Below are 19,318 nucleotides of genomic sequence, written 5' to 3' on the forward strand. Positions count from 1 at the left end.
TGCCTCACTGTTCATGTATTCGATGGTCAGTCTTGTCCGGGATCCGTCGCGCGCTGCGCCTATGCAGGGTCCGGCGGGCCTGCTGGTGGTTGCGGGGCTTTGCGGGGAGGTGGAACGGGTGGATCGGCCGCACCTGACGTCGGACTCAAGAAAAGCTCTAGGATTACGGTCCAACGACCGTCCTTCGCGGCTACGTTTCCGGCCACGGCACGGGGATGTCAAGGACGGTGCGACAAAATTCCTCTCAACACAGTGCGGCAATCCTCACCCGAAAGGACTCGGCAGTTCCGTTGAAAAGGAAGGCCCGCCAGGTGGCGGGCCTGAGATTCTGCATCGGTAGCCGGATCAGACGATCTGGAAATCCAGGTACGTCAGGGCGAGACCCTTGCCGATGTTGGCGAACTTCACTGCCTGTCCGGCACCATTCCCGTCCGCGTCGTAGTACAGCGCGCCTGCGGAGCTGTCGTAGATGATGCGGTCGTCGGCATCGAGTGCTTTCGTGCCAATCACGAACGATCCCGCTGCCAGCGGGCCCACCTTGGTGAAGGCCGTGAACACCGCCTTGCTCAACTGGATCGTGTCGAAGGCGGGGTTGAAGTCCTCGATCGTATCCACGTTGTTCGCACCGAGGGCGGTGTCGAAGACGAAGGTGTCGTACCCGTCGCCGCCGTTGAGGACATCATTGCCTGCACCTCCGTAGATCACGTCGTTGCCTGCCCCGCCGAGGATGGTGTCGTTCCCGGCATCGCCATAGAGGCGGTCGTTGCCCGCGTCGCCGCGGATGTAGTCGTTGCCGTCTCCGCCCTTGATCTCGTCGATGCCGTCCCCGCCGTAGATCACGTCGTTACCGCCCCTGCCCTCGATCCGATCATCGCCGTCACCACCGTCGATGGTGTCGTTCCCGGCACCGCCATACATGCGGTCGTTTCCGCCGAAGCCTTTCAGGTCAGTGCCGACTGTCGTCTCGGCGGTCATCGTGTTGGAAAGGTCGTTGCCCCGCCCGCGAACCGCGTTCCCCATGAGGTAAAGGTTCTCGAGGTTGTTGCCGAGCGTGAAGTCCACAGAGGTGTAGACCGTGTCGGTTCCTCCCCCGGGGAGCTCGACTACGACGTCGAGCGGGTTATCGACGAAGTAGATGTCGTTGCCCATCCCACCGTCCATGTAGTCGATACCCTCTCCGCCAACGATGTAGTCGTTTCCGTCCCCGCCGAAGATCGTGTCGTTGCCACCGCCGCCGTAGACGGTGTCGTTGCCGCCACCCAGCTCGATGGTCTGGGCACCGGCATCGCCGTAGATGACGTCATTGCCGTGGCCCGTCGTCACCTTCGCGTTCCCGACAATGGCCGCGAAGGCAATGTCCTCGAACTGGATCTCCGTCCCAGCCGGCACGTTCCTGGCATCGACGACCAGCGCCGTGGACTTGCCGAAGGCCTGGCTGCCCGTGATGACGATGGGAAGGCCCACGGCCCCGAAGGCATTGACGACTACAGTCTGAACCAGCACCTCGCGCCCGGAAGGCAGGGTGCCGAGGAAGCTCATGCCGCCATTCCTCATCTGGGTCTGGTCTAGCGATCCAGCCCGCGTGCGGGCCTCGATCTCACGCACGAGATCCGCAACCGAGTTGGCTGCCGTCTTCGTGGTGGTCAGACCCTTGACCTCGAGGTCAGTAAAGACCGGAACCCTGACGCCGAGAAGGACGTTGCCGCTGCCGTCCGTAAGCACCGGGATGTCGGCGCGTAGCGGATCTCCCACCTGCTCGACGCGGGAGGGCGATACGACCGGAATGATCACCCTCTGGGTCGAGGTACCGTCGCCGTTGTCCGTCACGAACCTGGATACGCTCGTTCCGTCGATGATCTCGGGGTCGTAGGTGCCGTTGACGGTGACCGTAACGGTCTTCTCGGTCCCGTCCAAGGACTTGACCTTGAAGGTCTCTTGCCTTGTCTCACCTGCGTTCAGTGCCTGAACGGCGTCGCTGTCGTTGTCTAGCGTGTAGGTCCACGTGCCCGTCAGATGGTTGAACGAGAACGTGCCGTAGGTGCCGTGGACGTCGGCCTGGGCCTGGAATGCCGATTGGCCATTGTCGGCGTCGCTGACCGTCAGGATGCCACTTGCGACCAGGGTGCCGTCCTCCGTGACTGTACCTGCGTCCGACCCCGTGAAGACCGCGACGTCATTCACCCCATCGATCCGGAAATAGAGGAGTTGCGTGGTCGTTCCGCCATTGCCGTCCGACGCGGTATACGTGAAGTAGTCATGCGCGTAGTCGCCTGCGCCAAGGAAGTCGGCCCGGTCGGCAACGTAAGTGTAGCCGCCGTCCGCGTTGATGGTCAGAGTGCCGAACGACCCGGCCAGTGGGATGCCCACTGTTCCGATGCCTCCGCCGTTCGCATGAATGCCCGTCACAGTCAGGACGTCGCCGTCCGGATCGTGATCGTTGGCCAGCACGCCGTTCGCGGCGCCGGCCGATACGGTGCCCTTCTCGTACATCGCCGGCCCGCTGTCGGGGAAGGCGACCGGATCGTCGTTGACGGGGGCGATCACGATATCGAACTCCGCCGTGTCCGTCTTCGCTCCATCGACCCCGGTGTTGCCGCGGTCATCCACCGTCACGGTCACCTTCACCGTTCCGTAGGTGTCGAGGGCACCCAGGAACCGAAGGTTTGACGCGGCGATGAACGCGTTGATGTCGGCGATTGATCCCGTCAGGGTCAGGGCCGAGGCGGTTCCTCCGACCGTCACGCCGGAGCCGGAGATGGCCGACAGCGTGCCGGACAGGACGCTGACGAGCACTGTGACGGGTGCCGACCCCGCATCGGCATCGGAGATGCTGATGCCCGTCAGCGCCGTCATGACGTCCTCATCCGCCGAGACGCTCGAGGGCACAGTGACCACGGGCGCGTCGTTTACGGGGATGATGGACAGATCGACCGTCCTGGTGTCGCTCAATGCACCGCCGGCACCTGTGTTGTCCCCGTCATTGATCGTGACCGTCAGGACACGCTGGGCAACGTCATTGGGGGCGGTGACATAGGTGACCCCGTTGGCCGCGATGAACGCATTGATGTCGGCTAGCGTGCCCGTCAAGGTCAGGGTCGAGGGGGTGCCTCCGACCGTCACGCCGGAACCCGAGGTTGCCGCCAGAGTTCCGGCAGACACGCTGAACGTCACGATGACCATGCCAGGACCAGCATCGATATCCGAGAAGCTGATGCCCGTGAGCGCTGTCGGGGCGTCTTCCAGCACGTCGATGCTTGGAGGAGCCCAGGCAATCGGAGCATCGTTGACGGGAGTTACCGTGACGTTCGCCGTGACCTTGCCGCTCAGGCCCGTCCCGTGCTCGTCAAGGCTGGCCTGCGCGTCGAAATGCGCAGTGCCGTTGAAGTCCGGCGCGGGCGTGAACTTCAGCCCCTTCTCGGCTTCGGCGATCGAGATGAAGCTGCCCTCGGCCACGGACGTGGCTCCGTCGTTGAGGTACAGGGTGCCGCCCATGATGCCCGTGATCTTGACGTACTGGACATTCATCCCGTCGAACATCGAGCGGCTGATCACCAGACCGCTATCGGACTGGGTGTCCTCTGCGGTCGTCGCATCGGTGACCTCCGGGGCATCGGCCACCGACCTGACCGTGATCTGGACCGACTGACCTCCCACGCCGCCGTTGTCGTCGTTGAAGGTGATGGACAAGGTGAGATCGCCCGAGAAGTTCGCCTTCGGCGTAAGGTGGATGCCCCCTGCCGCCACGAAGGCCTTGAGATCGGCGATGGTGCCCTTGAGGACAAGATTCACCCCGTCGGCGGTATGGACCGTGATGCCAGGGTAGGCCTTGGCCGTGAGGGAACCCGCATGCGTGGTCAGCGCGAGCGTGTAGATGCCCGTGCCAGCATCGGGGTCGTCGAGGATGATCGAGGTCAGGGCGATGGTCCCATCCTCGTCCACGGACACCCCGGGCGCCATCGAGGCGTACGGATTGTCGTTGATATCGGTCACGTCAAGCGTGGCCTTGCCGGTGGAGGCGGAAACACTATTCGCGACCCTGACATCGATGTAGTAGCGGGAGCCGTTGGCCGACGGCAGCGGCCCCGTGCCGTCATAGGCGCGGAAGAACATCTCCGGTGTCTCTCCGCGCTCCCCATCCGGGACGTAGCGGACCAACGTATTGGCGCTGAGCAGCAGGGCCATCGATTCGGACACGGATTCGAAAGACGTCCAGAAGTTACCGTCGGTCGAGTACTCCCAGGTTCCGTTGCCCGTAAAGCCCGTCACCGCGATGCCGAACGAGGTCGTGCCGTCGACGTCGGTCACGCCGAGAGTCTGGGCGATCGTCTTCGCCAGCGTTGGGGTCGAGGCGGTGTCCTCGTCCGTCCCCGTCAGGGTGACGGTGCCGGGGGACATGACCGGGGCATCGTTGACGGACACGATGTTGATCGTTGCGGTGCTCTGTCCGACCGCCCCTTGGGAATCGGTTGCGGAGATCGTGATGGTCCGCGCGACCGTGACGGGTGCCTGACTGTCGTTGTCGTACACCATGGCACGCATAACGCTCTGGTACACCGCCGCGGAAGCCGTCCCGGAGATCGTGAATGTGTGGGTCGCCGGATCGTAGCTTCCGGTCAGCCCGAGTGACATAAGGGAGGCCCCGCCGTTGAAGGCGGGATTGTAGGCGATGCGTTCCAATGAGCCATCAGGGGCAGCGGCCATCACCAAGGTCAGGCCCGAGATCGTCCCGGCATCGGTCAGTGTCGCATCGCTGGTCGTGATGCGCACGGCGCCGCCGTCCTCGGTGTGGGTGGTGCTGCTGGTCATTCCGGCACCGGAGCCATTGGCATCCAATACCGGGGCCGCCGTGTCGATCGTGACTCGCAGTCCCTGAGAGTCCCACGAGGCATTCCCGGCGGTATCCACGGCACGTGCCGTGATCGTGTAGGTTCCCTGGTCAAGGGTGTTTGCGGTGATCGTCCAGTTCCCCGAAGCGTCCGCGGTGGTGGACCCGACCTGGATCCCATCGGCATACAGGCGGACGGTCTCCCCTGCATCCGCCGTGCCCGTGAAGGTCGGCGTCGTGTCGCCCGTGATGTTGTCGGCGCCGGAAAGCCCAGTGTCACTGGCAGTTGTCAGGTCCGGAACAGAGGGCGCGGAGGGAGCGGTGTAGTCGATGGTTACCTTCAGCGGAGGAGAATCGGCACTTTCGACCCCCGCCTTGTCGACGACGCGCGCCGTGATCACGTGGTCTCCCTCGGACAAGCGGGCGAACGGGTTGGTGGTCCAGATGCCAGCAGCGTTCGCCGTGGCGGTGCCGATCAGGACACCGTCGGCATAGAGGTTGACGGTCGCCCCGGGTAGAGCTCCGAACCCGCCGAAGGCGGGCATGGCATTTGCGGTGATGTTGTCGGAGTTCGATGACCCGCTGTCGTCGGCCTGGAACAGATCCGGCAGTTCAGGAGCCGGGGGCGGACCGTTGTCGAACACGACGCCCGCGTCCCCGATGACGTATTTGATGTCGCGGATATCGGTGTCCTCGGTGACGATCATGACCTTCCCGTCGGACCCGACCGCCATCGTGATCTCCTGGTAGGGATAGCTAAACACGCCGCTGAGGACGAAGGAGTTGCCCTCCTTCCAGTCGCCGCCCTCGACGCGGTAGTACACCGCGCCCTCGGAGTACGACCAGTCGGCGGCATAGCGCTGGATGAGCACGTACTCGGTGCCGTCCACGACCTGGTAGGAGTGGGCCATGTACTGGTCGTTCCAACCGCCGGAGACGAGGGTCTCGGTGGAGAAACCGCTCCCGTAGGTGCCGCTGACGTGGAACACGTCCGTCCAAAGCGTGTCGTAAGTAGTGTTGTCATAGGCGAACGTGGTGTACATGACGTGGATCTTGCCGTCCGCGTCGATGGTCGGGGAGTAAAGCACCCCCTGGGTCGCTCCGGGGCCGGCCTGGTTCGAGTTGTCGTCGATGAGCATCACGGGCGCCGACCAGCCGGAGCTGCCGGTCTTCGTGCTGAGGTGGTAGTTCCCGACGACGACGTTCTGGCCGTCCTCCTTCACGAAGGCGACGTTGACCGTGCCGTCCGGTCCCAGACCGATCCAGGGATCCTTCACCTCATCCGTGGTCCCGGTACTCGCCGTGACCTGCTCAGTGGTCCACGCGCCCGGGGTGCCCGAAACGTACTTGATCGCGGTAGGGCGGTTGCTCGGACCGGCATCGTAGAACCTGTAGGCGACGTGGACCTGGCCCGAAGAGTCGACCACCATGTACGGGTCTTCGATGGACTGGAAGTTGCTGCTCACGGTTCCCAGGGTGGAGAAACTCCAGGCGATGCCGTCGAACGTGGCATACCTGAGCGTGCCGTTCGGGTTGCTCGCGCCGGGCGCGGTGAAGGCCACGTGAACCTTACCCTGCGTGTCGATCGTGATGTCGATGTCGTTGCCGACGGTGCCCGTGCCCGCCTGTGCGGTGGTGAAGGAGGCATACGGGACGAATGCGCTGCCGTTCCACTGCGCCACGGTCACGCCGGTACTGCCGTCGCTCCTGTAGCACACATAGAACTTGCCGTCGTCCCCGGCGACGACCTCGCTCTGCGCCCAGGTGTTGACCGCATAGGTGTGAACTGTGCCGGTGACGGTGTCAGGGGCAGTGGGCATGTCGTAACTCTTTTCGTGGCAGGGCGCGGTCGAGGCAGGGGATGGACGTGTAAGGGCTCAGGGTGTCCCTGGGACGACATTCGGATGCGATGTGCCAGGGCAGAGGCCTCGGATTGGGAGGGGATGAGGGTCCGAGGGGTCTCTGGACGGGATTCCCTTGCAGGCGGTGCGGCGGAATCATGGAAGGGCGATAGACATCAGGCGTGGCTCCCGAGGGCTCTGACCCATAGGGCCGGCTAGGGATAAATGCAACGTTTCCGTCCCGCCGCCGGTGTCAACACCATCCATGGTCTCACGGGATCGGGTTCCCGGGAACGTGCCTCCTCCAGCAAACCCCGAGGGCGTCGTCACGCTCACTGAAGCCGGACGAATTGAGAGGATTTCGCGGCCTGACTGGCTCACGCGGTAACGCAGGCCCTAGACTTCTACGCCGCCATGGCGGTGAGGCGATGTAGATGGGTGGCAAAGGCCGAGCGACGGGAGCGGGGCGGAACAAAGAGATTATGGACCGCCGAGAAGATAGAAACGAACCGTTACAAACCTCCCGGCGATCGAAAGCCCTGCATGACCCGCTCTCGCCGACGCAAGGGCAAATGCGAATTCTCCGCACGGTTATTGAGCCCTTTACGTGAGTGGTGCTCAACTGCCGGCATGATCTGGCGACGGGCGGCAGCGTGGGAAGCGAGCTTGTCAGTGGTCATTCGTCGTGGAGGGCGGCCCTGTTTCTTCAGGAGGCGCCTTAGCAGTCTTTTAGCCGCTTTGGTGTCGCGTCGGCTCTGAACAATCTTGTCGAGCACGTAACCGTTCTGGTCGACGGCTCGCCACAGCCAATGTTTCCGACCGGCAATGGTGATCACAACTTCGTCCAGATGCCAGATGTCGTGGCCGCTCGGCGCCCTGCGCTTGAGGCGGCGAGCGTAGTCCGGTCCAAACTTCAGAGCTCAGCGGCGGACGGTCTCATAGGAGACCACAATACCGCGTTCGATAAGCATCTCTTCAATCAACCGCAGGCTCAGAGGAAACCTGAAGTACAACCAGACAGCATGGGCGATGATCTCGAGCTATGACGGATTTTAGGTGACAGGGCCGGTCAGGCGGCGCTGTTTGTCGGCATCGGAATGACCTCACTGCCGTCCTTAAACCTGACACCCGCGATGACCTTCGGCAACTGGTTTTCGCCCATCAGCCGACGCCAGTTTTTCGCGGCTGCCATCACCAGCTTGAACACCATCAGCCGGGCGGTGGTTGGCGACAACGAGCCCTTGGTGCGCACGGTCCGATGCCGCACCGTCGCGAACCCACTTTCAATGGGATTTGTCGTCCGCAGATGGATCCAATGCTCAGCGGGCCAATCATAGAAGGCCATCAGCGCCCGCTGGTCCTTGCGCACGCACTCCGCCGCCTTGGGATAGCGCGCCCCATACGCGCCCTCAAACAGATCAACAGCGACTTCGGCTTGGGCGCGGGTCGGGGCGAGGTAGATCTCGCGCAGGGCCGCCTTCATGCCGGGCTGCACCGACTTCGGCACTTTGTTGAGCACATTGGCGGTCTTGTGCAGCCAGCAGCGCTGATGATGGGTGCCGGGAAAGATCCGGCAGCCTCAAGTCGCGCATGCTGGCAAGATAGGCCTCAGCCTCGATCTCAATGGCTTGGGCCAGTAACTTGCGAGCACCAGCTCGAAGAATATCCGTCAGAGGATCGTCAATCGTATCGGGCTGACGAAAGCGGAAAACATTGGTAGTCTCGTTCATGGCGTCTCGCTCTCTCGAAGAGGTTCTGGCAGGCTCGACACCCGCCTCGATACGCCGCCCTTCTCACACCGTCATCACCCAGTTTCCGCCATAGCTCACGAGCATTCCGTTCCGCCCGCAAGACCTCTTCCAAGAAGTCACTGTACGACACATCCCGCGCGGCGGCAGCCTGTGCGGCTGGACCATACAGATCCACCATCGCGCTCAAGCGCAGCTCGGCACATAAATCAGCGATACGCGCGTGCTGAAGATCGGTCATGCGACCACTCCCGCGACGGCATCATACAGCGCGAGCGGATGCTGGAAGCCCAGGATCGGCCGCTGGGCGGCGCGCTGCGGGATCTGCCGCCCGGTCAGGCCACTATAGGGGCCTTGAACGGGCTGGAGATGGGTTCTCTCGCTCTCAAGCCGCGCAGCCGGCACGGCCTTCGTGGTGGCATGCACGCGAGCGTTGGCCACCTCCCGCAACCAGCGGCGCACGGCAATGGTAGCCGCCTCGCGGTCCACAACCAGACCATCCTGCGCATACTGGCTGGCCAGCGGCACCCAAAAGCTGGCCCGCAGATAGCGGATGAAGCGCTCGACCTTGCCCTTGGTCTGAGCTCGATAGGGGCGGCAGAGCCGCGGGCGAAAGCCGCAATGACCGGCAAAATCCGCAAAACCCGCATGGAAGCGGTGGCGGCCGCGGCCATAGGCATCGCGCTCGACCACCACCGTCTTGATGTTGTCGTAGAGCACCTCGCGCGGCACGCCACCGAAGGCCAGGAAAGCATGCTCGTGGCAGGCGATCAGGGTCTCAAGGCGCTCGTCCGACACAAACTCGGCATAGGTGTTGCGCGACCAGCCGAGCGTTGCCACGAACACCGACAGGCGGCTGGTGCCCCGCCGGATGGTGGCCCAGTCCACCTGCATCTGCTCGCCGGGCGCGGTCTCAAACCGGACCACCGGCTCCGGCGGCATCGCTGGCCTGAGCGAGGCCATGAAGGCTTTGATCATCGTGTCGCTGCCGGCATAACCGCGCTCGCGACACTCGTTCAACAGCACGGTGGCTGGAATGAGATCCGGCGCGGCCGCAGCCAAACGCTGTTGGATGTAGGTGTTTAGTCCCGGCATTTGATGGATTGGGTTGAGAGTGAATCTTCCCGGCTCCTGTGTCCAGCCTTTGCAGATGAACTCGTAGGGTGTAAGGCCCCTGAGGGTCTTCAGCCTTCGGCCGAAGTTGTAGGCCAAGATGAAGTCGGCCAGGTGCTGGCGGAGCTGGTTGTGCTCGTCGTAGTGGAAGCGCTTGACGGTGGCCTCCTTGATCGTCCGGTTCATCCGCTCGACCTGACCGTTATCGGGCATGATGTTTGCGGTGCCTTATGCGTCCATCTGCTTTCTTCGGAAAGCGGTGCTATGGTGAGCCCATCTGGGACGCGGGGCACCGGGAGCACGAAGGTGCGGGCAGGCCGCCAATAGACGTTGGGCTGAGAGCCCGAGCTCGTTACATGGCCGCCCCCTTGCGACTTGCCCGGATGCGCTGCGAGCGCGGATCAGTAGGTGTCGTGTTGCCCGCCAGCTCCCGTTTTGGACGAGCACAGCTCGGAGGGAGCCGGCATGCGCATCATCGGACTGGATATCCATCGCGCCTTCGCCGAGGCGGTCGCCTGGCAGGAGGGCAAGCTCAAGCGGATCGGGCGCATCGACATGCGCCGCGACCAGCTGACCGCCTTCGCAGCCTCGCTGTTGAGCACTGACGTGGTCGTGGTGGAGGCGACCGGCAACGCAGCAGCCGTGGCGGCGGTGATCAGCCCGCATGTGAAGCGGGTCGTCGTTGCCAATCCCATGCAGGTAAGGGTGATCGCCCATGCCAAGATCAAGACCGACACCATTGATGCCGGCGTCCTGGCCCAGCTCTATGCCAGTGGGTTCCTGCCGGAGGTCTGGTTTGCTGACGAGGCGACCCAGGCATTGCGGCGGCAGGTCACACGGCGCAATCAGGTCGTGCGCCAGCGCTCCCGGCTCAAGAATATCATCCAATCGATCCTGCATGCTCATCTGATCCCCGCGTGTCCCGCGGCTGATCTGTGTGGCCCTAAAGGACGGGCCTGGCTATCGGAACAGGTCCTGCCGGACGATGAGCGCTTTGCCATTGAGCGCCATCTGCGGGAATTCGACCGGTTGGCGGACGATCTACGGGTCATCGAGCGCGACCTCGCGCGCTCCGCTCTGGCTAACGAGAGCGTCGCGCGCCTGATGACCATCCCGGGCGTCGACATGGTGGTGGCGCTCGCGCTGACGGCAGCCATCGGCGATATCCAGCGCTTCGAGGCACCCGAGAAGCTGGTCAGCTATCTCGGGCTGAACCCGAGTGTGCGCCAGTCCGGTCCTGGGCCAGCCCATCACGGCCGGATCACCAAGCAGGGACGCGGGCATGCCCGCGGCATGCTGGTCGCGGCCGCCTGGGCCGCGGCGCGAGCCCCTGGTCCCCTGCGGGCGTTCTTCCTCCGGGTGAGCAGCCGGCGCGGCCAGCATGTGGCGGCGGTGGCAACAGCCCGCAAGCTGGCTGTCCTCATCTGGCATTTGCTGCACAAGGGTGAGAGCTACCTGTGGGCCCGCCCGGCGCTGCATGCCAAGAAGATGCGTGAGCTCGAACTCAAGGCCGGATACCCGGTCACCCGTGGCCAGAAAGGAGCGGCCCACGCCTACAATCTCAAGAGCCATCGTGATCAGGAACGCCGCTGGGTCGAGCAGGCCGAGGCGGCCTACACGCGGTTTGTGGCCGGCTGGAATCCTCGTGGTCCGAGATCCGGAAAGGTGCGCACGGGCGCTCTAAAGGAGGAGCGACGATAAAGGCTGCGCGGCAGGGTTTGCACCTCAAGCCCTGCTCTTTGCCACAGAGTCACCCGTGCGCGAGAGGAGAATACACCAGTTGAGGCAAAAAAGCTCTTGTCGATCACATCAGTCGTCCAGGGGTGCTTCACCTTGGTGAGCCGGTGCTCGATGCCGTGTTCGCGACAGATGCGGTCAAAGATGTGTTCGAAGGCGTAGCGGTCGCACGCCCGATTGGTGAACTGGATCCCGTTGTCGGTCAGAACGGTATGGATGGTGTAGGGCACCGCGGCCATCAGGTTGCGCAGGAACTGGGCCGCCGCCATCTTGCCCGCCTTTTCGTGCAGCTCCGCGTAGGCGAACTTGGAGGTGCGGTCGATGGCGACAAACAGGTAGAGCTTGCCCTCGGCGGTCTGCACCTCGGCGATGTCGATGTGGAAGTATCCGATCGGATAGGACTTGAACTTCTTGCGAACCGGTTTGTCGCCTTTGACCTCCGGCAGGCGGCTGATCCCGTGGCGCTGCAGGCAGCGATGCAACGAGGACCGCGTCAGGTGTGGGATGGTGGGCTGAAGGGCGTAGAGGCAGTCGTCCAGCGGCAGCAGCGTGTGCTGGCGGAAGGCGACGATGAGTGCCCCCTCGTCCAGCGCCAGCACCGTCGAGCGTGGCTCTTTCGGTCCGGTCGGCCGATCGGCCACCGAGTTGCGCTTCTTCCACTTCGCAACCGTCTTCTGGTTGATGTTGTAACGCTCGGAAAGTGCCCTCAGGCTCTCTTGACTAATCTGGATTGCTCGACGGACTGCCTCTGTCGTCGTGGCGCTGCCGTGTAGAACCTGCCCCATAGTGCTTCCTTCCACTCAGGCGAAAAGATTGCACCATCAAAACCTGGGATCAAACAAGAGTCCCCGGGCCGGGCGGCCCGAGGCCTTCGGACGGCAGGGAACCGTCCGCCCAGAGCAGAACAGGCCGACCATTCCGGGTGCGGTCAAATGGTTCAATCTGGCGAAATGGTTCAATCTGGCGAAGGGCTTTGGGTTCGTGGCGGTCGAAGGCGAGAGCAAGGACCTCTTCCTTCACATCTCCGTTGTGGAGCGAGCGGGCCTTGGCGCATTGGCGCCAGGACAGGCAGTCCGTGTTGCGATCGTGGACGGCCGCAAGGGGCGTGAGGTCGCCGCGATTGAGGCGGCTTAACAAGCCTCTCTCAGCCATCTCGGGCACGAGCGCGTGAGGAGGTTGAGCGAGAGACGGAGCACATCCACACCGATCCCGCTCGACCAATGCAGTGGTCTCACTCGCTTTCTGAAGAAGCGCGTTTCCTGGGGGACCTCCGCTTGTCGGTTCCGCGGCTGCTCTCGGTCCCCTCGTTCTCAACATCGGATGAACCAATGCCCTCGAGCATCATTCCCGTTGTGGCATCTGTCACCACCTCTGTAGTGGCTTCTGCCATACCAAGTGCTCCGGAAATCATTTCGGCGGCTGGATTGGTGACGGGATCGCTCGTGTGCATACCCTGACCCAACGCTTCCCCGAGGCGGCGCGCTCCTCCACTATCGCGGCCTTGGGCGCGCTGATCGTGGCGGTCGAGAACAGTCGCGATTGCCCGCAGCGCCTCAGCGATGATCTCGCGTCCCTCACGGGTGGTGATCATGGTCTCGATGGAGGTCAGCCAGTTCTGCGCACCGGCGGTTTGAGAGCGACGTGGGGTCGTGCTGCGGCTGACAGTTCTGGTATTGCCGCTGGATCTCATTGCAGCAGCTGTCGTGTTCGACCTGGCGGCGGGTCGCGCCTTGGTTGGCAGCTTCATTGACTTGGTTGCAGTCCTGGAACTGCCCATTGCCTTGGGCTGCGCCCGTGTGGTCGCGGCTGATGTCTTTGATGTGCTCCGGGATCGGGTCGGCGATTGCCCTGTCGACTTCCGGCTGGCCCGGGAGGATGTCGTATGATCCTTCTTGCTTGCAGCCATGGGGACTCATTCCTCTCGCTCGTTCAGTTGCCAGGAGGCAGAGATGTTTGGTGCCTCTTGCCCTACAATGATTCCGATGGAGATTAGTTTTCAGGGGCTGGCGAATACCTCTGAGCAGCACCAGTCACACGGGAATGGATGCCCGTGGGCGAGAATCCCGTTGGGCAAACAAGGCTCGTAAGGCAGATCGAGCTTTCGTCATCTGCCAAGATTGGCCTTCAACGATCAACTTTTGCTGACGTCGAGTGGTGAGCGACTCCTCAAGGGATTGAGGGCCTCCAAGAGCCGAGTGCCAACCTCCATGGCTTGCTCGGCTGCATCCGGGTCAACATCAAGGCCGTGCGAAGCTTGGTTCATCACCTGCAACGCGATCTCAAAGTTACCCACGCCCTGGAGGATGACGCCATCCCGGTCTAATTCCTGGAGCATCGGACCGATGCCAATCCCGCCCGTGCTTCGACCGCGTGCTTGCAACACTAAGCGCAGCTCGCGCTCAATCTCGATCCGAAGCTTCACCGCCGACATCAAGGGGAATTCGCGAGCAAGCTCCTCGGCAGTTGGCAGGTTGCCTTGGGGCTGGATCGGAAGCGAGGGAGAGAGGCGATACTCCGCGACACCCATTGGCCTTGCGGAGTCGCGTAAGGCATATTCCACCACCACCGCGTTCTTCCCCTTGCAGAGGATAATCCCGATGCTCGGACCGTCGGTTTCGTGCCGCAGGTGGTCATCGACGGCCGAGAGATAGAAGTTCATCTTCCCGGCGTACTCTGGCTTGAACTCCTCGATCTTGAGTTCGAGAACCACGAAGAAGCGTAGGCGCAGATGGTAGAAAAGCAGATCGAGATAGTAGTCCTGACCTCCAACCTGCAGCGGGTATTGGCTACCCACGAACGCAAAGCCCTTGCCGAGCTCAAGGATGAGGGAACGGAGATGATCGAGGAGGCTGCGCTCAAGTTCGCGCTCGGACATGTCTGGACCGAGTGCCAAGAAGTCGAAGCTGTAGGGATCCTTGACCAACTCCCTGGCGAGTTCTGATTGGGGCGTGGGCAGGGTCCGTTCGAAGTTGGTGATGGCTTTGCCTTGGCGATGGTACAGATCACTTTCGATCTGGTGGACCAGGATGTTGCGGCTCCAGCCATGCTCGATGGCCTGACGGGCGTACCAGAGCCGCTCTGCCGGATCCTTCACGGCCTCGACAAGGCGAACATTATGGCCCCACGGCAATCGTGCAACAACCTGTTGCACGATCTCCTGATCGGGATAGGCTTCAGCGAACGCCCGCATTCAGGCTCTCGACAAGATACCTCGCGAGACGATCGTTGATCCTTGTGCCATCGTCTTCGCCAAAGATGATCCGCGGCTCGCCTTGAGGATCCCGGATGACGTGCTGCCGATCTCGTCCGGGGCGGGCGATGAAAAACGTCCATTGTGAAGATGGGGTCATCGCTATTCTTCTCGCAAACTTCGGTGAAGACCTGAGCAATACTGCATTTCTGCGTCAAGCATCGCCCACATACGGCCGATTCAGACCCTGATTTCGCGCGCCCTCACATGACCAGGCTCCAGAACGAACTTTTGCGGCCATGTTGGGCTTTGAGGCGTCTCAGATAGGCCTCATGAGCCTCGAACCTCCCGAAATCCCCGATTCGGTCAGCAAGGTTTTCGCACTCCTCGAGGTGGCGAGCGGCATGCTGGTACCGCTTGGTCCGGTTCCGCTCCAGGGCAAAGTCGATCAAGGCCCGGCGGAGAACGGTGGCCGCAAGTGGATGTTTTGCCTCCAGCGCAGCCGCGGCCGGCGCCAGGATCTCGTAGAAGTCACCATTGAGGTCGTCTGCACGGGCGCGTACCAGGTGCGCGGCTTGGTCCAGCGCCGGCCAGTTCACCAGAAACCCCAAAGCATGGTGCACATTCGGATGGCTCAGCGCATGGGCGATGGCCCGCTCCTCCGCCTCGAGATCCTCAAAGTCGGGCAGGCGCTTGAGATAGGAGCGCAGATGGTCCGGATTGAGCGAGCGCTCGAAGCAGGCCCAGCGAAACGCCTGCGCCTCATCGGCTCGTCCGAGGGTCTCGAGAACCTCGATGCGCGTCTGCTCCCATTCGATAGGAATCCAGCCCGGCCGATCCTGATCGACGGCATTGATCGCAGTCCACGCCTCGTCAGCGCGGCCTACGCCTAAGAGCCGTTGCGCGATCTCCACAGCAACACTCGGAACGCCTCGAGCCTTCTCACTTTGCTGGGCGATGAAGGCGTCTACATCGCCCTGCGCATCCGCGATCGCCTCCAGCGCCATTCGAACAACGCTGCTGCGATGGCGCTCGGCTAGGTCATCGGCGTACAAGGGACCGCCCATACCCCAGCCGACGACCTTCTGGTCCTCGGCGCGGGGCTTCTGTCGCGGCTCCTTGGACAGCTTGAGGATGAGCTGCTTGAGGTGGTCGAGCCCTGCTGGGCCAAGAGCCGGGGCCAGAACCTCGATCAACCCATCGTACTGACCACACTCGTTCTCGATCAAAGCACGGTAAGCCTGCTCGGCGAGCACATTGGGGGCGGCACTCGCTGCCTTGGCAATGTCACCCAGATCACGGCAGGCAGCCTGAAAGACGGCCATTACGCTTCCACTGCTGTCGTCACAGCGAGCGAAGATCGAATTGGCCAGTGCCATGAAGCGCCAAAGGAGATCCAGTGCTTCAGCGGCATCGACTTTGACGACCTGACTGATGGCCTGTCTCTGGGTCTCGAGATCCGCGACAAGGGCCTTGCGGCGGTGCCAATCGACGAAGGAGCGGGAGCGGGCCAAGGCAGTCAGGCGTTTGCGGATCTCCTGCGCCATGTCGGCAGGGCTGGCGGCGCCGGCCAGTTCCAACCGCAGGCGGCGTTGGGCCGCCGCATTGCCCCGGCTGATCTCGATCAACAACTCAGCGAGGCGCTCGGCTCCGAGCGCCTCGAGGTTCTTCGCGTTCAGGGTTTTCCGTGAGGCCATGTGGCATCCCGAGTGCGTCCAGGGCTCTCATTTATGGGTCAGATGGATCATGATCAATCCGTGGTAGTTTGATCGCGGGAAGGGACCTCTATCCTATCCTTCGGTTTATTATAACATTATGCAATGAATATGGAACCTGAGTGGGTCCCACAGTAGCAATCAAGGCATGATGATCTTGGTGGTGAACAGAGTGCTTACGCCTATCGAACTGCTCCCGCAGGAGCGGCCCATTGTGACCGTTATGGTATCACCTCGTCACTTTGAGGATCTCCTCGACCGCTTCCGCCTGCGTGATCACACCCTGTTCATAGCGGCGCAGAACATGCTTGATCTGGGCCCGCTTTGAGCGGGAGTTCCCAATCCGTTGGTCTAAATCTGCCATGTGCCGTAGAGGTGGTGGCGTCAGTTCAGGCTTCCGAAAATAGCCAAGGCTTTTTGCAGCAGTTCCACGCGTAGCATCCGCAATAGGTAATCCTGTGGGATTTCGGCATGGAATCGGGGCCATGTCCACAGCTGTTCCAGATGGGGAGCGATAGGCCGGGGCTAAGGGCGCTCTTTAATGCAAGCATTCCGTAGCTGTGTGATGCGCAGCAAGCGTTCCTTCTCCAGCCCTGCCCGGTGCTGACCTATTCGACCGCAATTGCTTTGAGCGCGCGCTTGACAGCGACGCGAACTGCATCGACATGGCCTGAGGCCGGCAGCTCATCAACAATCCTGAGCGCCATCACTGCGTCTGGCCGCTGGACAATGTCTGCGCTCCGCCGAAGCTCCCCTGATGGCAAGCCGTCCTCGCCATTAACCTCATCTGTGTGCCCGGTGAGATAGGCAGGGCTGCACTTGAGGACCGCAGCCAGGCTGGCAAGAGCCATCCTCTGATGGATCCTCGGAACGTCCCGTGATGACGTCTTGAATGAACCCTGCTTCAAGCCCCACTTCCAGGGATGCCCTGCGCCAGGAGATCTTAAGCGCGCCGACCCGGTCTCCAATACGTTGCTTGAGGATCCCGTTCTCGCCTTGCTCCTTTAGATTGCCATGAGGCTAGACGTCAAAAAAGCGAGGAGGCGGTCCATCCGCGCGCTCCTCGCCTATCTTTCGGCAACCATCATCTTCGAGGCACAAAGGTTAATGAACAATAAACCTCCCTCAGCTGCAGAGCCACTCGGACAGCCCCCAGATCCCGGACGAGCCGGGCGTTGCCATCAGATCAACCATTCCCAAGTGCGCAGAGCCGGGATGGTTTGAACCTCACACGGTCTGTATTGCCGGTGGGGTTGGCTGATGAACTACCATGCTGAACGCCATGACAGTCCCTCCGTCGGGGGGCTTCGGCCATTGTGGTCCAGTGCAGAGCCCCACAGGCTCTAATCCGGTGAGCGCCGGTCGTGGATCGGATCGCGACGCACAGCCTGCTTGATCGGGTTCGTCGACGCGATAAGCTGGAGTCCAGAGGCTGAAGGCCGCCATGCTGCCGCTCACAAAAGCGACAGCAAGGGCGCAGCCCTCGTCTCGCATCAGGATCGGAAAGAGGGTAGAATTTCGTGGCGACAGGTACCGTGAAGTGGTTCAACGACCAGAAGGGCTATGGCTTTATTCAACCGGACACCGGCGGCAAGGATGTGTTCGTGCACATCAGCGCGGTTGAGCGCGCCGGCCTGCGCGGCCTCGTGGAAGGCCAGAAGATCTCCTACGAGGTTCAAGCCGACCGCCGCACCGGCAAAGAGTCTGCGGTCGATCTAAGGATAGCCTGAGGGAGCAAGCAAGGGCGGATTGTCCGCCGGTGCTTCTGGCTGGAAACGGGCGTAGCGCAGTCTGGTAGTGCATCTGCTTTGGGAGCAGAGAGGCGCGGGTTCAAATCCTGCCACCCTGACCAGCCGGAGGCAGGAAATCTCGACCGAGAGCCGCCGATGGCGGCTCAAAGATCCGTGTAGCCCTTTTGCCGCTGGGCAGTCGCCCAGATCTCCAGCGCCTGAGCGGCTTCGGCCCCATTGGAGAAGATCTCGACCCGCTCCTGGCCTTTGGACTCGACTGGCCCCCAGTTCCGGACCAGGCGGATCGTGCCGAACAGATCATGCTCGATCATCAGGCTAAAGAACCGCGCCCTGCCCTGCTCCGAGGCACGCCGATAGAGCACCCGGTGGTGCCGGATGGGCGAACGAGCATCGGGCACCTCCCAGCGGTCCTTAAGCGGGTTTGCCTTTCGGGAGCGTCCGCTCCATGTCGCGCATCATGGCGTCCTCGATTTCGTCGAGATTGACCGCAACGGCGTCACTGCTGGTCCGTGCCTGGACAGCGGAGTGGCCATCCAGGGTATCGATCAGGCTGTTGAGTGCCGCATCGGACAGCGGGATTTCCGGAGCCGCATCGAGCCCTCGCAGGCCAATGGACCGATGGGTATAGCGCGGATGTCCCGTCACCTCAGGGCCGAACCACTCCAGCGGGCGAAAGGCGCTCGCCTCCTCGTCAGGGGCAAATTCCACGGTAACGAGGTGCAGGACCCGGGGCCGGACGATCTCATCGATGAGGGCATGCCCGTCCCCGATGGGCAGAATGGTTCGGGTGTAATCAACCGCGCCGGCGCAGGCCTCGAGCAGCGCCTGGGCATAGGTCAGCGGTTGTGAGGATCAGCAGCCCCCTGCCCTCTTCGAGGTGCCCCCAGGCCGAGCGCTCCCGCAGTTGTGGAAGAAGCCTTCGACGTGGCGCAGCCCACCGCTCTCGCGCCGGATCAGGCGGGCGAAGGACGGGGCGAGGAGAAAGCGGCGGCGAACAGTCATGAGGCCCAAGGAATGGAAGGGATTGCGGACGCCTGTCTTTCGTGCAGGGTGGACGACGAGCAAGGCGACCCGGAACGGAGAATGTCGGCGGTCTCTTGGATTCGCTTGCGTCCCACGCGCTAGCGTTCCTACCTGGAAAGACAGTGTCAACGCCGCTCGTCGTGAACCGTGCCCTCCGTCCGATGGCAGACCCTACATATCGGGCTGCGGCGCGCCGACGTCCGAGGCGTCGAGCTGATGCTCCTGGCACCCGGAGATCGTGTTTGTGGCGCGCCGACCTGAGCGAGGCCAGCTGAACCCAGCCCGGTGGCAATCACGGTGAACTGCTGGCCGATGTACCCCTTGTATTCTCAATAGCGGCAACCATATCTCGTTCCCAGGCGCTGCCGGTCAGGC

The 19,318-nt window shown here is 62.5% G+C and carries 12 protein-coding genes, 1 tRNA gene and 4 pseudogenes; 5 read left to right on the forward strand and 12 right to left on the reverse strand.

Annotation, left to right across the window (positions count from 1 at the left end):
* Nucleotides 1–345: 345 nt before the first annotated feature.
* The 5 genes and pseudogenes from AB8841_RS06955 to AB8841_RS06975 all read right to left on the reverse strand — a co-directional run.
* Nucleotides 346–6,645, reverse strand: coding sequence for an Ig-like domain-containing protein (locus AB8841_RS06955; protein ID WP_370435070.1), 6,300 nt, complete (start codon nucleotides 6,643–6,645; stop codon nucleotides 346–348).
* 425 nt (nucleotides 6,646–7,070) lie between these two features.
* Nucleotides 7,071–7,700, reverse strand: a pseudogene (locus AB8841_RS06960) (IS6 family transposase).
* A 35-nt stretch (nucleotides 7,701–7,735) separates the two neighbouring features.
* Nucleotides 7,736–8,236, reverse strand: a pseudogene (locus AB8841_RS06965) (transposase); the annotation flags it as partial.
* A gap of 415 nt (nucleotides 8,237–8,651) precedes the next feature.
* Nucleotides 8,652–9,509, reverse strand: coding sequence for an IS21 family transposase (gene istA, locus AB8841_RS06970; RefSeq protein ID WP_370435563.1), 858 nt, complete (start codon nucleotides 9,507–9,509; stop codon nucleotides 8,652–8,654).
* Nucleotides 9,495–9,731: pseudogene (locus AB8841_RS06975) on the reverse strand (integrase core domain-containing protein); the annotation flags it as partial. The pseudogene AB8841_RS06975 and the gene istA, both read right to left, overlap by 15 nt.
* 276 nt (nucleotides 9,732–10,007) lie before the next feature.
* On the opposite strand from AB8841_RS06975, the gene AB8841_RS06980 reads away from it, so the two are divergent.
* Nucleotides 10,008–11,228 (forward strand): IS110 family transposase, encoded by a 1,221-nt coding sequence (locus AB8841_RS06980; RefSeq protein ID WP_370435564.1) that lies wholly within the window; start codon nucleotides 10,008–10,010, stop codon nucleotides 11,226–11,228.
* A gap of 95 nt (nucleotides 11,229–11,323) precedes the next feature.
* Here the strand turns inward: AB8841_RS06980 and AB8841_RS06985 are convergent.
* Nucleotides 11,324–12,049, reverse strand: a pseudogene (locus tag AB8841_RS06985) (DDE-type integrase/transposase/recombinase); the annotation flags it as partial.
* A gap of 28 nt (nucleotides 12,050–12,077) precedes the next feature.
* On the opposite strand from AB8841_RS06985, the gene AB8841_RS06990 reads away from it, so the two are divergent.
* Entirely contained in the window at nucleotides 12,078–12,398 is a 321-nt protein-coding gene (locus AB8841_RS06990) for a cold-shock protein (RefSeq protein ID WP_370435071.1), read from the forward strand.
* A gap of 97 nt (nucleotides 12,399–12,495) precedes the next feature.
* Here the strand turns inward: AB8841_RS06990 and AB8841_RS06995 are convergent, their stop codons facing one another.
* Nucleotides 12,496–12,855, reverse strand: coding sequence for a hypothetical protein (locus AB8841_RS06995; RefSeq protein WP_370435072.1), 360 nt, complete (start codon nucleotides 12,853–12,855; stop codon nucleotides 12,496–12,498).
* A 58-nt stretch (nucleotides 12,856–12,913) separates the two neighbouring features.
* Here AB8841_RS06995 and AB8841_RS07000 point away from each other — a divergent pair, with 58 nt between their 5' ends.
* Nucleotides 12,914–13,150, forward strand: a complete 237-nt coding sequence (locus AB8841_RS07000; RefSeq protein WP_370435073.1) for a hypothetical protein — start codon at nucleotides 12,914–12,916, stop codon at nucleotides 13,148–13,150.
* Between the two features lie 245 nt (nucleotides 13,151–13,395).
* Here the strand turns inward: AB8841_RS07000 and AB8841_RS07005 are convergent, their stop codons facing one another.
* The 3 genes from AB8841_RS07005 to AB8841_RS07015 all read right to left on the reverse strand — a co-directional run bounded on the left by AB8841_RS07005 (nucleotide 13,396) and on the right by AB8841_RS07015 (nucleotide 17,020).
* Entirely contained in the window at nucleotides 13,396–14,454 is a 1,059-nt protein-coding gene (locus AB8841_RS07005) for a YhcG family protein (protein ID WP_370435074.1), read from the reverse strand.
* A gap of 263 nt (nucleotides 14,455–14,717) precedes the next feature.
* A complete protein-coding gene (locus AB8841_RS07010; protein ID WP_370435075.1) occupies nucleotides 14,718–16,151 on the reverse strand; it encodes a DUF6880 family protein in 1,434 nt (477 codons plus the stop codon).
* A gap of 626 nt (nucleotides 16,152–16,777) precedes the next feature.
* Nucleotides 16,778–17,020, reverse strand: coding sequence for a hypothetical protein (locus AB8841_RS07015; protein WP_370435076.1), 243 nt, complete (start codon nucleotides 17,018–17,020; stop codon nucleotides 16,778–16,780).
* A gap of 669 nt (nucleotides 17,021–17,689) precedes the next feature.
* On the opposite strand from AB8841_RS07015, the gene AB8841_RS07020 reads away from it, so the two are divergent.
* Together AB8841_RS07020 and AB8841_RS07025 are read left to right on the forward strand one after the other, a co-directional pair.
* Nucleotides 17,690–17,899, forward strand: a complete 210-nt coding sequence (locus tag AB8841_RS07020) for a cold-shock protein (RefSeq protein WP_370435077.1) — start codon at nucleotides 17,690–17,692, stop codon at nucleotides 17,897–17,899.
* A gap of 46 nt (nucleotides 17,900–17,945) precedes the next feature.
* Nucleotides 17,946–18,021: transfer RNA gene (locus tag AB8841_RS07025), tRNA-Pro, on the forward strand.
* A 42-nt stretch (nucleotides 18,022–18,063) separates the two neighbouring features.
* Here AB8841_RS07025 and AB8841_RS07030 read toward each other — a convergent pair.
* Nucleotides 18,064–18,318 (reverse strand): WGR domain-containing protein, encoded by a 255-nt coding sequence (locus tag AB8841_RS07030; RefSeq protein ID WP_370435078.1) that lies wholly within the window; start codon nucleotides 18,316–18,318, stop codon nucleotides 18,064–18,066.
* Nucleotides 18,319–18,331: 13 nt separating this feature from the next.
* The gene (locus AB8841_RS07035) at nucleotides 18,332–18,628 is read right to left on the reverse strand and encodes a hypothetical protein (RefSeq protein WP_370435079.1); all 297 of its coding nucleotides are present in this window, start codon (nucleotides 18,626–18,628) and stop codon (nucleotides 18,332–18,334) included.
* Between the last annotated feature and the right edge of the window lie 690 nt (nucleotides 18,629–19,318).

It is taken from the genome of Microvirga sp. TS319, from assembly GCF_041276405.1.
Lineage (GTDB): Bacteria > Pseudomonadota > Alphaproteobacteria > Rhizobiales > Beijerinckiaceae > Microvirga.